This window comes from Pseudomonas sp. OIL-1, assembly GCF_010669185.1.
In the GTDB taxonomy this organism is placed as follows: Bacteria; Pseudomonadota; Gammaproteobacteria; order Pseudomonadales; family Pseudomonadaceae; genus Halopseudomonas; species Halopseudomonas profundi.
This window is the reverse complement of the sequence record NZ_CP048629.1, coordinates 837,986-853,508: the sequence shown is the minus strand read 5'-3', so window position 1 is coordinate 853,508 and position 15,523 is coordinate 837,986. Positions and strand designations below refer to the sequence as shown.

Below are 15,523 nucleotides of genomic sequence, written 5' to 3'. Positions count from 1 at the left end.
GACGGCGCTGGGTTTTAGCTCCAGCGCCTGAGCTACGGCGACGCAGAATCAGGAAGGTATGATACGCGTGCGGCCACGGTCATCGATGGCGACAAAAACGAATATCGCTTCGGTAACCTTGCGGATGCCATCGTGCGCCAGATCTTCGCTCCATACCTCAACGCAGATCTTGGTCGAGCTGCGGCCAACATCCAGAACGTGACAGTGAAACGCCAGCTGGGCTCCGACCGATACCGGCACCATGAAACCCATGCGATCGATTGCGACGGTGGCGACTCGGCCGCGGGCAATGCGCGCCGCAGTGCTGGTGCCGGCGACGTCCATCTGTGCTACCAGCCAGCCGCCAAAAATATCCCCGAAACTGTTGCAGTCTCGTGGCAAGGTGGTGATCTTGAGCGCCAGCTCTCCCCGAGGGGTTGGATCCATGTCTAGGTCTTGCATCGAATGCTCGGTAATGTGCGTTTTAATTTTTGTAGCAGCAGTCAAGCGGGAAAACTGAAAACTGCGAAGGCGCCTATGTTATGTGATAGCGGGTTATCACTCAATGGTTAGGGGCTGTTGCCGGCGTTCGACCCCGGACGTAGCCGCTAGTTTGAGCTGGGTGAAAGCTCGAAGCCAGCCCCCGCGAGGCGACAGGGCTGTGCCGACACGCTGCAAGTACGTCCCTGTAAGCTCGCCGATGACATCCATGTCATCGCACGGTCGGCTCAACCCTGTCGCCTCGCTTCGCGTAGAGATTTGAGTTGCCTGATGGCACACCCCAACACCGGTTTACTCTTCGCATCACGCCGATGCTCGACCGAGCCCACCGGCTGTCAGGGTGAAGCAAGTGTTTAAAACAGGGATGTTTTCACCAAGCCCCCAGGGATGGGTTTACGGCGTCTTGTGTAGTCCTGACAGCCGGTGGGCGACTGGCCTGGGACGTAGCCGCAAATTTGGGTTGAGTGAAAGCTCGAGGTTAGCTGCCGCGAGCCGACAGGCCTGCGCCGACACGCTGCAAGTACGTCCCTGTAAGCTCGTCGATGACATCCATGTCATCGCACGGTCGGCTTAGCCCTGTCGTCACGCTTCGCATGAAGATCGGAGTTGCCTGACAGGTAAATCTGGAAGCGCTTTTAATCTCCGCTTCACGCCAATGCTCATTCAAGTCCGCCGTCAGTCAGAGTGGAGCAAGTGTTGAAAACAGGGATGTTTTCACCAAGCCCCCAGGGAGGGGTTCACGGCGTCTTGCGTATTCCTGACGGTCGGTGGGCGGCTGGCTTGGGACGTAGCCGTTAATTTGGGCTGAGTGAAAACTCTAGGTCGGCTCGCTGCGCATGAACATTAGAGTTGCTGAGAGCAAGACCAAAGCGAAAAGCGGTTTTAGATACCCATGTCACGCCAATATTCATTCAAGCCTGCCGACTGTCAGGGTGGAACAAGTGTTGAAAACAGGGATGTTTTCACCAAGCCACCAGGGATGGGTTTACGGCGTCTTGTGTAGTCCTGACAGTTGGTGGGCGGCTGGCTTCGGTTCAGCCGGGCACAATGACCTTGATCCAGTCTGGCGAAACATTTTAAAGCCAATCCCCCAGCCCCCTTTTGCCAAAGGGGGGATGGTTTGGTGCTTTCCGGGGTTGAACGTGCTCGTGGGTTACCGCTAATCCGGTCGGACAGTTTGTGCCAAAACAAATAAAGAAAGGGCCTGTATAGGCCCTTTCAGCTTCATTGCGAACCGACCTCAACCTCGACCCTCGACAGCACGCTCGGCTATTTCCATTGGCGCGTGGCGGACGTCGGTGCCTTCGACCATATAGATAACCTGCTCCGCCAGATTGCCGGCGTGGTCGCCGACGCGTTCCAGTGCGCGCAGTACCCACATGATATTCAGGCAGCGGGTGATGTTACGGGTGTCTTCCATCATGTGGGTGACCAGGGTGCGGGTTGCGCTGCGGTATTCGCTGTCTACGGTATCGTCCTCGCGCATGACCTGCAGGGCTACCTGGGTGTCGAAGCGCGCGAAGGAATCCAGGGCATCGCGCAGCATGACGGCGACATGATTACCAATATGCCGGACTTCGACGCGGCCCCAGGGGCTGGTCGTTTCTTCGTCTAGTGCGATAGTCAGCTTGGCAATCTTTTTCGCCTCGTCGCCGATACGCTCGATATCCGCGACCATCTTCACCACCGACATGACCAGACGCAGGTCGCTGGCGGTGGGCTGGCGCTTGGCGATGACGCGGTTGGCTTCTTCATCGATAGCCAGTTCCATGGCGTCGACCTTCTTGTCACCGGCTTTTACTTCACGGGCCAGCTCAACATCGCTGTTGATGAGTGCCTCGACGGCCTGGCGCAGCTGCTGTTCAACCAGCCCACCCATTTCCAGCAGATCCTGCTTGAGCTGACTGAGGTCGGCGTTGAAGCGGCTGGAAATATGCTTAAGGTGGCTTTCGCGATCTGTTGTCATTATCTGGGACTCCTTTATCAGCCGAACCGGCCGGAAATATAGTCTTCCGTGCGTTGGCACTTCGGGCGGGTGAACAGCGCATCGGTCTCGTTGAATTCGACCAGTTGACCCATGTACATGTAAGCGGTGTAGTTGGAGATACGCGCAGCCTGCTGCATGTTGTGCGTCACCATCAGGATGGTGACCTGACCTTCCAGCTCATTGAGCAGATCCTCGATGCGCGCCGTCGCGATCGGATCCAGCGCCGACGTGGGTTCGTCGAGCAGCAGGATATCCGGTTGTACCGCCAAAGCGCGGGCGATACACAGGCGCTGCTGCTGACCGCCGGAGAGGCTCAGGGCAGATTGATGCAGGCGGTCCTTGACCTCATCCCACAGCGCCGCCTGGCGCAGCGACTTCTCGGCCATTTCATCCAGCACTGCGCGCTTCTTGATGCCGCGAATGCGCAACCCGGCGATGGTGTTTTCGTAGATGGTCTTGGGAAAGGGGTTGGGCTTCTGGAAAACCATGCCCACTCGCAGGCGGACCACCATCGGGTCGAGCTCGATGAGATTCACGTTCTCCGGCATCAGGGTGATCTCGCCGGAATATTTTACGCCTTTGTACAGGTCGTGCATGCGGTTCAGGCAGCGCAGGAAGGTACTCTTGCCGCAGCCTGAAGGGCCAATCAAGGCAGTGACGCGCTTGTCTACCAGAGGCATATTCAGTTTCTGGATAGCCTGGGTACCGTCGCCATACCAGAACTCCAGATCAGACACCCGCGCACGCAATTCCTCTTCCGGTTCGAGCAGCCACGTATCTTCCTGTCCGGCCGAGGCGGGCGGAGGGGCGCTATGGGTCCGTTTGGTTGCTACGGGTTCTGCGGTCGTGCTGACGTTTTTCATCATGCCAATGCTTTTGCTGAAGGAAGTCATATATGTTTACCGTAATCGTCTATGTACGAGGAGCCTGGTTTGGGACCGGTATCAGTCCTTGTGGCGAACCTTGTAGCGAATGTAGATAGCGATGGCGTTCATCATCAGCGTCAGCACCATCAATACAACCCCTGCTGCCGCGGCGTTGATCTGGAACTCGGCTTGCGGACGAGACACCCAGCTGAACATCTGGATCGGCATGACCGTGAACGGGCTGGTGATCCAGTCGAAGTTGATGAACGGGAAGTCGCCGCTGATCGGCGCGTTGGGCAGGAACGCAATGTAGGTCAGCGCGCCGATGGTGATGATCGGTGCTGTTTCGCCGATCGCCCGTGACAGGCCGACTATCGCGCCGGTGATGATGCCCGGACGCGCCGCTGGCAGGATGTAGGCGTAGGTGGTCTGCCATTGATCCGCGCCAAGACCGATCGCGGCTTCCTTGTACGCCTCCGGTATCGAGCGGATGGCTTCCCGGGTGGAAACGATGATTACCGGCAGAATCAGCAGCGACAGCACCAGGCCCGCGACCAGTACCGTCTCGCTCATGCCGAACGCATAGATAAACAGGCCGAGCGCCAGCAGGCCGTACACGATTGACGGCACGCCGGCGAGGTTGGTGACATTGATCTCGATGAGGTCGGTCATCCAGTTGGAGCCAGCGTATTCCTCGAGATAGACGCCAGCAGCGACGCCCAGTGGTATCGAGATGGCAGCGGTAACGATCATGACCAGGATAGTGCCGACCCAGGCCGAGAGGATGCCCGCTTGCTCCGCCTTGCGCGACGGGAAGCTCATGTAGAAGTCAGGATCCTGCAAGCGTGGCAGGCCGGTAATGAACAGATCCAGGAACATCGCCAGCAGCGTAGAGATGGCGATCACCAGGATCAGCATGCCCAGCCCGGCGATCAGGATGTCCTGATTCTTGTTGCGCCGGACCAGCGAGGCATGGCCCTGCGCGTCACTGATAGTTTGATTTAACGTAGCCATGTTTTACCTTAATAAGCCAGACGGTAGCGGCGGCGCAGCATGAAGCCGATGACGTTGAACAGCAGCGTCATCAGGAACAGCACAAGACCGACCGCGAAGATGGACTGGTAGCCAATCGAGCCATGGCGTACGTCGCCGAGGCTGACCTGCACGATGAAGGTGGTGATGGTCGCGGCACCTTCCATTGGGTTGAAGGTGAAGTTGGCCATCTGGCCTGCCGCAATCGCCACCACCATGGTTTCGCCGACGGCGCGGGACATGGCAAGAATGAAGGCCGCGGTAATACCGGAAATGGCTGCCGGGATCACGACCTTGATCGCTGTGTAAAAACGTGAATATCCCAGTGCGTAGGCGCCTTCTCGCAGCTCGCGCGGTACAGCGCGCATGGCGTCCTCGCTGAGCGAGGTCGTATAGGGAAGGATCATGATGCCCATAACGATACCCGGCGAGAGCATGTTGAAACCGGGCAGCCCCGGAATGAAGGCCTGCAACAGGGGCGTCACCATCATCAGGGCGAAGTAGCCGTAAACGATGGTCGGTACGCCTTCGAGCATCTCCAATACCGGTTTGACTGCTTCACGCACCTTCGGCGGTGCGTACTCGCTCATGTAGATCGCCAGCAGCAAGCCGAGTGGAATGGCGATCGACAGGGCAATCGCGGATACAGTCAGCGTACCGGATAGCAGCGGCCAGATCCCGAAGGAGGGTGCTGCGAAAAGGGGAGTCCAGGTGGTGGACGTCAGAAATTCCGTCAGCGAGACGTTCTCAAAGAAAACCAGCGACTCGCTGACCAAAATGTAAACGATACCGATGGTCACGAAGACCGATACGGCGGCAGCGGCGAACAGAATACATCTCGCCAGCTTGTCGATCATTGCACGCTTGCGCAGGAAGTTGGGAGCCGGGGTAACAGCGGCTCGCAACTGGTCATCTGGCGTGTTAAGCATAATAGGCCTGCTGCGGTGAAACTTGCTGATGGTCAGGGTTCAGAAACGGCAACAAGAGCGCGCCATCTGGCGCACTCCTGCTTTTCTGCCGATCTACTCAGTAGTGCTTGTCGCGGCTGAGCAACTCTACAACGTTCACGCCGATCTCTGAACCGGTGAAGGCAGTGCCTACTTCCAGTTCACGCAGGGTGCGCAGGGCTGCCTGGTAGGATTCTGAGCTCATCGGCACATAGCCAACTTCCTCTACCAGGTCGGCGGATTTATCTTCGTTCAGATAGTATTCCATGAACTTCATGGAATGCGGTTCTGACTGCATCTTGTTCTTGCTGGCGTACATGAAGATCGGACGCGACAGCGGCTGGTAGGAACCGTTGCCAGCGGTCTCGACGGAAGGCAGTACCGCTTCCTTGCCCTTCCATGAAATCGCTACAGCGTCCAGCTTGTCCTTGTTTTCTTCATAGTAGGCAAGACCGAAGAAGCCCATGGCGCTCGGGTCGTTGGCCACGCCCTGAACCAGCACGTTGTCATCTTCACTGGCGGTGAAATCGCCGCGGCTGGAGTGTTCCTTGCCGACGATGGCAGCGGTGAAGTAGTCATAGGTCCCGGAATCGGTGCCGGCACCATAGAGGCGCAGCGGCTTGTCGGGGAAGGAGGAACGGATCTGGTTCCAGTTGGTGATCTTGCCCTGTGCTTCAGGCTCCCAGACTTTTTTCAGTTCCTCGACCGTCATAGTCGTGGCCCAGTCGTTATCGGGGTGGATGACAACAGTCAGTGCATCCATGGAGACAGGGAGTTCGATGAACTCGATACCGTTCTGCTTGCACAGTTCGGCCTCTTCTTTTTTGATCGGACGTGAAGCACCTGTTGCGGCGGTTTCACCATTACAGAACTTCTTGAAGCCGCCGCCAGTACCGGAGACGCCGACGGTCACCCGGATGTCGCCTTTCATTTCCTTCTGGAACTCTTCGGCAACAGCTTCGGTAATCGGGAAAACGGTACTGGAACCATCTACCTGAACGGTTTCAGCTGCCATGGCGAAGGGTGCGGCTAAGATCCCGGACATCAGTGTCACGGAAGCGGCGGTAAGTGCTTTGTTCATGGTCAATATCCTGTCCACATTTAGGTTTGGTCACTAAATCGGTTGAGGTTGCAGCGCATGCCGCTGTGAAACCTGAGCCGACCTTTCGGCGACGAAGCCAATATATCCATGGAAGATGACTCTTTTGTGACAGCCGAAACAAAGCAGAAAAAACGTGGTCGGTTGTAGCTGATGCTCCCTCGACGGCCTTGTTCTTTCTGAAAAGCGCAGTCTAAAGCGGTCTGACAGCGATGCTTGAAGGATCTCCAGGCACAAAAAAGCCCACTTCGATTCAACCGAAGCGGGCTTTTTTTGATACTCAACGGTTATTCGAGAGTCATAACCCATTCAGCGAGAAGCTTGGCTTCATCTTCGGTAACCTGGTTCGGCGGCATGGGGATTGCGCCCCACTGGCCGGAAGAACCATTCTTGATGTTGGCAGCAATGGTTTCGACTGCATTTTCTTCTTCTTGGTATTTGGCAGCGACAGCCTTCAGAGCCGGGCCAACCAGCTGCGCGTCGACATTATGGCAGGCAACGCAGGGCTTGCTTTTGAACAATGCTTCGCCGCCTTCGCCCGCTTCCTGGGCAGTGACCGCTTGAGCAGAGAAGAGTGCGCCGGTGACGGCAAGGGGTAACAAAAACTTTTTCATGACATATCCTCAGAGGCTGTTCTGTCGCAGGTCAGGCCTGCTTGTTTTGTCGGCGGATTGTAGATCCTGTGACCGCAAGTTTGCACTGCGATTCAATTTAATCAAGCGCCAGGTTGTCGCATGATCCCTAGTAGATAGACTACAGCCCTCGATTTGGGTATGTTTCGGGACAATTTTGAATTTTGTACCCCGGATGGCAGCAATCCAGCGGTCAAGGGTTGTAAAATCAAGCAAATTTCAATCCTGATGAGGGTAGCGGAGAACTCATGGAAATTACCTCTTACAGCATGAATTGGCACTATCCGACAGCGGTAAAAGTCGGCGCCGGACGTATCAGCGAACTGGCCAAGAGCTGTGGTCAGCTGGGTATGAAAGCGCCGCTGCTGGTTACTGACCCCGGCCTGGCCGCACTGCCTATGATCGAGCAGGCCTTGCAGCAATGCCGCGACCACGGTCTGCGTCCCGGACTGTTCACCGGCGTAAAGGGCAACCCTACTGGCGGCAACGTGGCTGACGGTGTTGCGGCGCTTCACGAAGGTGAACATGATGGCGTGATCGCTTTCGGTGGCGGTTCCGCTATCGACGCAGCCAAGGCCATCGCTCTGATCGCAAACCAGAGCTGCACGCTTTGGGAAGCGCAGAACCCGGCTGTGGTCGATGTCAGCAAAATGCTGCCGCTGGTTGCCGTGCCGACTACCGCGGGCACCGGCTCGGAAGTAGGTCAGGCTGCGGTGATATCCGATGAGGAATCGCATAGCAAACGCATCATCTTCAACGCGCGCATGATGCCGCCGATCGTCATCCTTGACCCTGAACTGACCGTTGGTCTGCCGCCCAAACTCACTGCGGCGACCGGTATGGACGCGCTGGCCCACAACATCGAAGCCTTCTTCGCGCCAGTCTTTCATCCGATGGCCGAAGGTATCGCGCTGGAAGGTGTTCGCCTGATCAAGGAATTCCTGCCCCGCGCAACGGCTGACGGCTCGGACATCCATGCCCGTTTGCAGATGATGGTTGCCTCGAGTATGGGCGCCACGGCGTTCCAGCGCGGGCTGGGCGCGATTCATTCGGTATCGCATAGCGTAGGCGCGCTCTACGACAGTCACCACGGTTTGCTTAACGCAATCATGCTGCCCTACGTCATGGAGGCCAACCGGCCCGCCATTGAACAAGAGACTGTCCGTCTGGCGCGCTACCTGGGACTGGAACAGGCCAACTTTGACGGTGTGATGCAATGGATACTCGACCTGCGCAAGGAGCTGGACATCCCGCACACGCTGGCAGAGATCGGTGTTGACGACAGTCAGGCCGAACTGGTTGGCAAGATGTCAGCCAAGGATGTAACAGCTCGCACCAACGCTCGCCAGCTGGATGCAGCAGCGTATCAGAAGCTATTCCTCAACGCGGTCAACGGCACCGTTCAGGGCGTCTGACCCGCTAGGGTCTGTTGCCGTTTCGTCACGGCCGCGACGGGCCCCGTCCCTTCGGGTGGGGCCGCCTAGGTTGCCTGGCAAATGACCCCATGAGGCGTTGCGGACTGGGCAAGGGAACAACCATTTCCTGCGTCCCGCGCCTTGCGGATCGCCGCCCGGCCTGGCGCCCTTTGCCACAGCAACGCGGCTCGCGATGAAACGGCAACAGACCCTAGTCCCCCGCCTGTCGTCATGGCGGGCGGGGTGTTGTCACTTCTCCTCAGGCCGAACCCTCTGCCACGCGCTAAATTGCCTGAAATCCCCGCTGGTTGATTGGGGTTTGCCAGCACTCTGCGGTAAGCTGCGCAGGTTATCTGTTCAAAGAGAATCAACATGGCGAAAGTCTCGGTCCTGGTAGTCGACGACGCTCCGTTCATCCGTGACCTGGTGAAAAAGGCTCTGCGTAGTCATTTTCCCGGCGTGCAGGTCGAAGAGGCGGTCGATGGTCGCAAGGCCCAGCAGATCCTCAGTCGCGTGGGTTTCGATCTCATTCTATGCGACTGGGAGATGCCCGAGATGAATGGCCTCGAGTTGCTCCAGTGGTTCAGAGGGCAGCCGGACGCGGCGGCTATACCCTTTATCATGGTGACCAGTCGCGGCGACAAGGAAAACGTGGTCGAAGCCATACAGTCCGGGGTCAGCGACTACATCGGCAAACCATTCAGCAACGAGCAGTTGGTGGCCAAGGTGCGTAAGGCGCTGCACCGCGCTGGCAAGCTTGAACTACTGGAGGGGCGAAAGGCCCGGGCCAGTGTCGGTACGGCTCAGGACACCATTGCCAATCTTACCGGTGGGCACAAGCCCAGCTCGGCTCCGCCTGCCAGCGCAGCCACTCCGGTCTCTTCGGCGTTACCCGCTGAAACTGACAAACCCGTAGCCGGTCCGGTTGCCACGCAACCGGTGCGCGGCCAGGGACAATTGCGTTTACCGGGCCGGCAGTTGGCGTGCGTTATCAAGACGCTGAGTCTGCGCGATGCGCTGGTGGTGGTCCGGCGTGGTGAGCAGATGCCGCAGATATTCGAGAGCGGCGTGCTGGATCTTGAACAGGATAGTGACCGCTCGGTAGCGCGAATAAACGCCTATATCCATTCGGTGGCCTCGATGGAAGCGCGTATGGACTGCGAGTGGTTGAAGGTTACGCTACGTTTTGTCGACCAGGACCCGGAAAAGCTCGACTACCTGTCGCGGCTGATTGCTACCGGTAGCAGTCAACAGCATTACTCGCCGAGCGCCTGATCCATCGGAACCAGCCGTCTGGTGGGGAAATGGCAGATAAAACAGCTGCCCGTGCCTTCTTCACTGATAATTTCCAGCCGGGCCTGATGGCGCAGGAGCACGTGCTTGACGATCGCCAGACCCAGGCCGCTGCCCCCGGTGTGGCTGTTACGGCTTGAGTCGATGCGGTAAAAGCGTTCGGTCAGGCGGCCGATATGTTCCGGCGCAATACCCGGCCCGTCGTCGGTGACGCTCATATGGGCTCCCGCCCCGTCTGACCACCAGCGTATCTGTATCGCGCAACCGTCCGGGGTGTACTTCACTGCGTTGAATACCAGATTGGAAAAGGCGCTACGCAGTTCGCCGGCGATGCCGATGAGCGGCTGTTCGGTCTCGTTGGCCAGCGTTATGCGGTGCTGTCGTTCGCCGGAAAATGCCAGCGCATCGTCCCGGATACGCGTGAGCAGCAGATGCACCGATACCGGTTCTTCATCCAGGGTGGTGTCGGTGGTTTCCAGGCGCGACAGCAGTAACAGATCATTAAGCAGGGTGTGCATCCGCGAGGCCTGCGTTTGCATCTGTAACATGGCGCGCTTCCAGCGAGAGGCGAGTACGTCTTCGTTATCCAGCAGGGTTTCTAGATACCCGATCACTACGGTGAGCGGGGTGCGCAGCTCGTGGGATACGTTGGCGACGAAGTCCTTGCGCATCAGTTCGAGGTTATGCAAGCGGGTAATGTCGCGCACGATCATCAGGCGTTCACCCTGCCCGTAACGGGTAATGGCGAATTGCAGATGAGTATTCTTGCTGGTCGGCGAGTCGAGATTCAGTGGTTCGGAGTGCGAACCTGTCTCGTAATAGGTCACGAACCGCGGATCACGAATCAGACTGGTGACATGTTGCCCCTTGTCCGCCGGGTTACGCAATCCGAGTAGTCGATCGGCCGAGGCGTTCCACCATCGCAGGCGGCCCTGCCGATCTATCATGACGACTGCTTCGCTCAAGGCAGCAGTAGACGCCTGGATCTGGTCAATTATTTCTTGCAGCTTGTGTTGGCGCCGGGCTGCGCTTTGTCGCTGTCGATGGATCGTGCTGAATATCTCGCCCCATATGCCGCGGGCATCGGGGAGATCTGCTGAGGGATTGTCGATCAGCCAGTTATGAAACCGCAGCAGCTGGCGAAGAGTCCAGCTGACGTACACCACCAGACCAAACACCAGCGTCCAGGCCAGATGTCCGGTCAGCAGGCCTACCGGCAGGCAGATCAGCGTGAGCCAGAACAATCTGACAAGTAAGGCCCGGGTCCAGCTGGTGGTCAATTCCGTCTCCGTGATGATTACGGCATCTGTCGTGCCGGTTAGCCGCTCCATGGTCGAGCCCTTCAGCCCTTGGTGGAGAACCGGTAGCCGGTTCCTCGGACTGTTTGCACGAGGTTTTCGTAGCGGCTTCCCAAAGCCTTGCGAAGACGCCTGATATGAACATCTACGGTGCGTTCTTCAACGTAGACATTGCCACCCCAGACCTGGTCAAGCAACTGGCCGCGGGTGTAGGCGCGCTCCTGATGCGTCATGAAGAACAGCAACAACCGGTATTCGGTGGGTCCGATCTCGCCAGGCTCGCCATCAATAGTAACGCGGTGGCTGACCGGGTCCAGACAGAGCCCGTCCACTTCCAGCGGTGTTTCAGCATCAGCGGGGCCTGCGCGGCGCAATACCGCCTTCAGGCGCGCCACCAGTTCACGCGGGGAAAAGGGTTTGGTGATGTAATCGTCAGCGCCCACCTCAAGCCCCTGAATCTTGTTGTCTTCCTCGCCCTTGGCGGTGAGCATGATGATCGGGATATCTGCAGTCATCTCGTCGCGCTTGAGCCGGCGTGCCAGTTCAATACCGGTGGTGCCTGGAAGCATCCAGTCGAGCAGTATCAGGTCAGGCTTACGGTCGACGATGCTGGCATGGGCCTGTTGGGTGTTGTCTGCCTCCAGGCATTCATAGCCGGCCATTTCCAGAGCGACGGCAATCATCTCCCGGATAGGTGCTTCATCATCGACGATCAGTATCGTTTTTCCCTGCATGGTATCTACCGTCCCGTTGCGGATTGAAACATGCGTCGATTAGATAACATTTTTGTTGCAGTTGTATGACCGCAGAGCGAGCGCCGATCAGCCTAGCCAAAAATCCAGTGCCAGTCCGATAAACACCAGCATGCCGCTCCAGTGGTTGGACAGAAATGCAACGAAGCAGGCGTGCGGTTCGCGTTCGCGAATCAACCACTGCTGCCAGCCGAAGCTGACCAGCATGGCCAGCAGGCCGAGGTGGTAGTAAAGCCCAAGATCGAAGCGGGCACCTGCCAATAACAGGCAGATCAGGGTCAGCCCCTGCAGCAGGCCAATGATATGCCGGTCTGATTCGCCAAACAGAATGGCGGTCGATTTCACGCCAATACGCAGGTCATCTTCGCGGTCACAGATGGCGTACTCGGTATCGTATGCCACGGTCCACAGCAGGTTGGCGAGAAATATCAGCCACAGCGCACTCGGCAGGGCTTCGGCCTGGGCAGCAAAAGCCATGGGGATCGCCCAGGAGAAGGCAGCGCCGAGCACTACCTGAGGATAGAAAGTGAAGCGCTTGCAGAATGGGTAAATGCTGGCGAGGAAAATGGCGCCGAAGGCCAGCAGTACAGTCATGCGGTTGGTCAGCAACACCAGTATGGCGCTGACCGCTACCAACGCCGCAAAGGTGATCAATGCCTCACGCGAACTGATGCGGCCGGTCGCCAATGGCCGCTGCGTGGTGCGCCGGACATGCCCGTCGATCTTGCGGTCGGCAAAGTCATTGATAACGCAGCCGGCGGCGCGCATGAAGATTACGCCGAGCACGAAGATGACCAGCACTGACCAGTCGGGAACCCCTTCGGCCGCAATCCACAATGCCCAGAGCGTCGGCCACAGAAGCAGATAGGTGCCGATGGGTCGGTCCATGCGCATCAGCTGGATGAAATCATTGGCCCGTGGGTGGACGCGGCCAAAAGGTCTGATCAACAAGCCAAGCAAAGCAGTTCTCCGTGCGACATGGGATTGGGATCAGCTGGCGGGCGGCCAGCCTTCTAGAAACACTTCACACACCAACAGCTGCAGGCGACCATCGCCGAAGCGTGAGCGGCGTGCCCAGCATCTTTCGCTGCGCCACGCCGACGGCAGCCACTCGGCGGGATAACGGCTGATTTCAATCGGCCCGCGGCTGATTCCCAGGCCGCCGCGAAAAAGCAAATCGCCGAGACTGCGGGTGCCCAGGTTGGTCAGGTCGCCCTTCCCTTCCGTCAGCGTGTGCATGGGCGCGACGCTGCGGGCAAATACGCGCGGTGCGCCAGCAGTATGCAGTAATACTTCACGCACCCACACCTGAGTGCCGGGCTCGAGACCCAGCGCGCAGGCTTCGTCTGCACGCGCGGGCTGCAGCGATTGCTCCAGCAGTTCAACCCTGAAATCGTTGTCGCCGGCTTCGGTCAGACGTTGGGTCAGCGACCCTTCGTTCTGCAGCCAATCCAGCAACATTCCGGCAGGTTTGCAGGGATGTCGGGCGGCGGAATGCCAGTCGGGAAGTCTCACGTGTCATAGCCGGATTGCAGATGGATAGTGCGGCAAGGTTATCACGAATGCCTCGTGCAGCGCGCCAGTGCCTGTGCTTGGCGTCCGCCGGCGAATCCGGTAGTGTCGACGCAGTTTTGGCTACCAAGGATCCGTGAATGAAAAAATGGCAATGTATCGTGTGTGGTTTTATCTATGACGAAGCCGAAGGCTGGCCGGACGACGGAATTGCGCCGGGAACTGCCTGGGAAGATGTGCCTGCCGACTGGCAATGCCCCGATTGCGGTGTGGGCAAGGAAGACTTCGAGATGATCTCGATCGGCTGATCTCTGTTCAAGGATTCATATAGTGTCTGATGCATCTCCGCTGGTTATCGTTGGTACCGGTTTGGCCGGCTATAACCTGGCAAAGGAATTTCGCAAGCTCGACAGTAGCCGTCCGCTGCTGTTGATTACCGCCGACGACGGTCGATTCTACTCCAAGCCGCTGTTGTCCACCGGCTTCGCCAAGGGCAAGGAGGCCGACGAGCTGGCCATGCAGGATGCCGCTACGATGGCTGCTCAGCTCGATGCTGAAATACTCGTACAAACCCGGGTCGACGCTATCGATCCGGCCACGCGGAGTCTGATGGTGGGTGAGCGGCGGGTGCAATACAGCGATCTGGTCCTGGCTACCGGCGCTTTGGCCCGACAACTTCCAGGGGCCGAGGCGTTGGGCGAGCACGTACTGTCGATCAATGCTCTGACTGACTATGCGCGCTTTCGTCGGGCGCTTGTTGGCAAGCGCTCAGTGGCAATTATCGGCGCTGGCCTGATCGGCAGTGAGTTTGCCAATGATCTCGCAGCCGCCGGTCTCGACGTTCAGGTGATAGCACCGGACCGGACGTTGATGGCTGGACTGATCCCTACGCAGGTGGCTGAACCTGTCAGGGCTTCGCTGGAAGACCTGGGAGTAGGTTTCCATTTGAGCAAGGGTATCCAGCAGATGGACCTGACCGACGAGGGCGTGTGTATCACGCTGGAAGATGGCACCCGTGTAGAGGCCGAGCAAGCCCTGTCCGCCATTGGTCTTGTGCCCAACCGGGGGTTGGCTGAAGCCGCTGGGCTGGAGGTGGCCAAGGGCATCAGCGTCGATCGCCAGTTGCGGACGTCAGCTGAGCACATCTACGCGCTGGGTGACTGCGCGGAAGTGGCGTCCTTGAGCTTGATGTATGTGATGCCGTTGATGACCTGCGCGCGAGCGCTTGCAAAAACGCTGACGGGCAATCCGACCGAGATTAGCTATTCGGCCATGCCGATCATGGTAAAGACGCCGGCCTGTCCCCTGGTGGTTTCGCCGCCGCTCACCGCTACCGAAGGCGAGTGGACCGTCACCGGCGAAGGCTCGGACCAGCGTGCTCTGTTTCATGATTCTCAGGGCGTTTTACACGGCTATGCATTGACCGGCGCGGCTGTGAGGGAAAAGCTGCAATTGAACCGCGAACTCCCTGGCTGGTTAGTGTAGAAACGGTTTGCCCTGGCTCGCCCTGTCGAGCCAGTTCACTGTCGGCCAGAGGGCGAAGAATTCCAAGCCCCTTCTCAACCCCCCCCATTCTGATTGTTGAGCAAAGGTGCCACCCAGAGCGGTTCAGCGCTCAGTGATTGCATCTTGCCTTCTGTTCTGAGCCAGTTTCCTTTTCGAAGTTTGCCCAAATAAGCGTCTCGTTCCGGGGACTACCCGCCTTTTGTCGGAAAAAACCGCTCTCCTATCGCGGATGACTTCATCAGGGGCTGGCGCATAGCCGCTACTTCTGCGATGCTGATCTGGCTATGCGGTCCGTCCGAGAGGGGTTGGCTGCTGGCGCCGCTGCGAAGGACGCGGCGGAAAACAACAACAGATAACGAGGCTCTATATGCGTAAACCGGATCTCGCCGCGGCAATCGCCGACAAGGCTGACCTAAGCAAGGAACAGGCAAGCCGTGTACTCAATGCAGTTCTCGATGAAATCACCCAGGCACTGAGCAAGAAGGAAACTGTGACTCTGGTAGGTTTCGGAACCTTTCTGCAACGACATCGTGGCGCCCGTACAGGCAAAAACCCGCAAACAGGCGAACCTGTCCAGATCAAAGCCAGCAATACCGTCTCCTTCAAGCCAGGCAAAAGCCTCAAGGATTCGATCAATTAAGTGGTTGTCGGAGGCTGCGGTGTTATCACTGAGCCTCCGATCGCAGTACGCCTTCCTGAATCAT

Annotated in this window: 16 protein-coding genes; 5 read left to right on the top strand and 11 right to left on the bottom strand. The window is 58.1% G+C overall.

Annotated features, from left to right (window positions below; translation table 11 throughout):
• Nucleotides 1–48 precede the first annotated feature (48 nt).
• The 7 genes from G3M63_RS03860 to G3M63_RS03830 all read right to left on the bottom strand — a co-directional run bounded on the left by G3M63_RS03860 (nt 49) and on the right by G3M63_RS03830 (nt 7,025).
• Nucleotides 49–441 carry an acyl-CoA thioesterase gene (locus tag G3M63_RS03860; protein ID WP_150299821.1) on the bottom strand — a complete coding sequence of 131 codons (393 nt, stop codon included), beginning with the start codon at nt 439–441 and terminating at the stop codon, nt 49–51.
• 1,279 nt (nt 442–1,720) lie between these two features.
• Nucleotides 1,721–2,446: a phosphate signaling complex protein PhoU gene (gene phoU, locus G3M63_RS03855; RefSeq protein WP_163981909.1), complete on the bottom strand. Its 726-nt coding sequence runs from the start codon at nt 2,444–2,446 to the stop codon at nt 1,721–1,723.
• Nucleotides 2,447–2,463: 17 nt separating this feature from the next.
• Nucleotides 2,464–3,330 carry a phosphate ABC transporter ATP-binding protein PstB gene (gene pstB, locus G3M63_RS03850; protein ID WP_150300065.1) on the bottom strand — a complete coding sequence of 289 codons (867 nt, stop codon included), beginning with the start codon at nt 3,328–3,330 and terminating at the stop codon, nt 2,464–2,466.
• Nucleotides 3,331–3,411: 81 nt separating this feature from the next.
• The gene (pstA, locus tag G3M63_RS03845) at nt 3,412–4,347 is read right to left on the bottom strand and encodes a phosphate ABC transporter permease PstA (protein WP_150299819.1); all 936 of its coding nucleotides are present in this window, start codon (nt 4,345–4,347) and stop codon (nt 3,412–3,414) included.
• An 8-nt stretch (nt 4,348–4,355) separates the two neighbouring features.
• On the bottom strand, nt 4,356–5,294 hold the full coding sequence (gene pstC, locus G3M63_RS03840; RefSeq protein WP_150299818.1) for a phosphate ABC transporter permease subunit PstC: 939 nt from the start codon (nt 5,292–5,294) through the stop codon (nt 4,356–4,358).
• 97 nt (nt 5,295–5,391) lie between these two features.
• Nucleotides 5,392–6,393, bottom strand: coding sequence for a PstS family phosphate ABC transporter substrate-binding protein (locus tag G3M63_RS03835; protein ID WP_150299817.1), 1,002 nt, complete (start codon nt 6,391–6,393; stop codon nt 5,392–5,394).
• Between the two features lie 305 nt (nt 6,394–6,698).
• On the bottom strand, nt 6,699–7,025 hold the full coding sequence (locus tag G3M63_RS03830) for a c-type cytochrome (protein WP_150299816.1): 327 nt from the start codon (nt 7,023–7,025) through the stop codon (nt 6,699–6,701).
• Between the two features lie 266 nt (nt 7,026–7,291).
• Between G3M63_RS03830 and G3M63_RS03825 the strand changes: the two genes are divergently transcribed.
• Nucleotides 7,292–8,458: an iron-containing alcohol dehydrogenase gene (locus G3M63_RS03825; RefSeq protein ID WP_178100939.1), complete on the top strand. Its 1,167-nt coding sequence runs from the start codon at nt 7,292–7,294 to the stop codon at nt 8,456–8,458.
• A gap of 372 nt (nt 8,459–8,830) precedes the next feature.
• Nucleotides 8,831–9,733 (top strand): response regulator, encoded by a 903-nt coding sequence (locus tag G3M63_RS03820; protein WP_163981908.1) that lies wholly within the window; start codon nt 8,831–8,833, stop codon nt 9,731–9,733.
• On the opposite strand, the gene phoR is transcribed toward G3M63_RS03820, so the two are convergent.
• The 4 genes from phoR to G3M63_RS03800 form a co-directional block, all read right to left on the bottom strand.
• The gene (phoR, locus tag G3M63_RS03815) at nt 9,715–11,031 is read right to left on the bottom strand and encodes a phosphate regulon sensor histidine kinase PhoR (RefSeq protein WP_371923571.1); all 1,317 of its coding nucleotides are present in this window, start codon (nt 11,029–11,031) and stop codon (nt 9,715–9,717) included. The genes G3M63_RS03820 and phoR overlap by 19 nt on opposite strands.
• A gap of 62 nt (nt 11,032–11,093) precedes the next feature.
• Nucleotides 11,094–11,783: a phosphate regulon transcriptional regulator PhoB gene (gene phoB / locus G3M63_RS03810; RefSeq protein ID WP_150299813.1), complete on the bottom strand. Its 690-nt coding sequence runs from the start codon at nt 11,781–11,783 to the stop codon at nt 11,094–11,096.
• 87 nt (nt 11,784–11,870) lie between these two features.
• The gene (gene ubiA, locus G3M63_RS03805) at nt 11,871–12,761 is read right to left on the bottom strand and encodes a 4-hydroxybenzoate octaprenyltransferase (protein WP_150299812.1); all 891 of its coding nucleotides are present in this window, start codon (nt 12,759–12,761) and stop codon (nt 11,871–11,873) included.
• 30 nt (nt 12,762–12,791) lie between these two features.
• Nucleotides 12,792–13,316 (bottom strand): chorismate lyase, encoded by a 525-nt coding sequence (locus G3M63_RS03800; protein WP_371923524.1) that lies wholly within the window; start codon nt 13,314–13,316, stop codon nt 12,792–12,794.
• Between the two features lie 137 nt (nt 13,317–13,453).
• Between G3M63_RS03800 and G3M63_RS03795 the strand changes: the two genes are divergently transcribed.
• The 3 genes from G3M63_RS03795 (at nt 13,454) to G3M63_RS03785 (ending at nt 15,459) form a co-directional block, all read left to right on the top strand.
• Nucleotides 13,454–13,621 carry a rubredoxin gene (locus G3M63_RS03795; RefSeq protein WP_150299811.1) on the top strand — a complete coding sequence of 56 codons (168 nt, stop codon included), beginning with the start codon at nt 13,454–13,456 and terminating at the stop codon, nt 13,619–13,621.
• 22 nt (nt 13,622–13,643) lie between these two features.
• Nucleotides 13,644–14,798: an FAD-dependent oxidoreductase gene (locus tag G3M63_RS03790; RefSeq protein WP_163981906.1), complete on the top strand. Its 1,155-nt coding sequence runs from the start codon at nt 13,644–13,646 to the stop codon at nt 14,796–14,798.
• Between the two features lie 388 nt (nt 14,799–15,186).
• Nucleotides 15,187–15,459, top strand: coding sequence for an HU family DNA-binding protein (locus G3M63_RS03785; RefSeq protein ID WP_150299809.1), 273 nt, complete (start codon nt 15,187–15,189; stop codon nt 15,457–15,459).
• Nucleotides 15,460–15,523: the final 64 nt, after the last annotated feature.

Bases quoted from the DNA above. Each gene is read 5' to 3' on its own strand.
- G3M63_RS03860 (WP_150299821.1), bottom strand. From the start codon at position 441: ATGCAAGACCTAGACATGGATCCAACCCCTCGGGGAGAGCTGGCGCTC.
- phoU (WP_163981909.1), bottom strand. From the start codon at position 2,446: ATGACAACAGATCGCGAAAGCCACCTTAAGCATATTTCCAGCCGCTTC.
- pstB (WP_150300065.1), bottom strand. From the start codon at position 3,330: ATGAAAAACGTCAGCACGACCGCAGAACCCGTAGCAACCAAACGGACC.
- pstA (WP_150299819.1), bottom strand. From the start codon at position 4,347: ATGGCTACGTTAAATCAAACTATCAGTGACGCGCAGGGCCATGCCTCG.
- pstC (WP_150299818.1), bottom strand. From the start codon at position 5,294: ATGCTTAACACGCCAGATGACCAGTTGCGAGCCGCTGTTACCCCGGCT.
- G3M63_RS03835 (WP_150299817.1), bottom strand. From the start codon at position 6,393: ATGAACAAAGCACTTACCGCCGCTTCCGTGACACTGATGTCCGGGATC.
- G3M63_RS03830 (WP_150299816.1), bottom strand. From the start codon at position 7,025: ATGAAAAAGTTTTTGTTACCCCTTGCCGTCACCGGCGCACTCTTCTCT.
- G3M63_RS03825 (WP_178100939.1), top strand. From the start codon at position 7,292: ATGGAAATTACCTCTTACAGCATGAATTGGCACTATCCGACAGCGGTA.
- G3M63_RS03820 (WP_163981908.1), top strand. From the start codon at position 8,831: ATGGCGAAAGTCTCGGTCCTGGTAGTCGACGACGCTCCGTTCATCCGT.
- phoB (WP_150299813.1), bottom strand. From the start codon at position 11,783: ATGCAGGGAAAAACGATACTGATCGTCGATGATGAAGCACCTATCCGG.
- G3M63_RS03795 (WP_150299811.1), top strand. From the start codon at position 13,454: ATGAAAAAATGGCAATGTATCGTGTGTGGTTTTATCTATGACGAAGCC.
- G3M63_RS03785 (WP_150299809.1), top strand. From the start codon at position 15,187: ATGCGTAAACCGGATCTCGCCGCGGCAATCGCCGACAAGGCTGACCTA.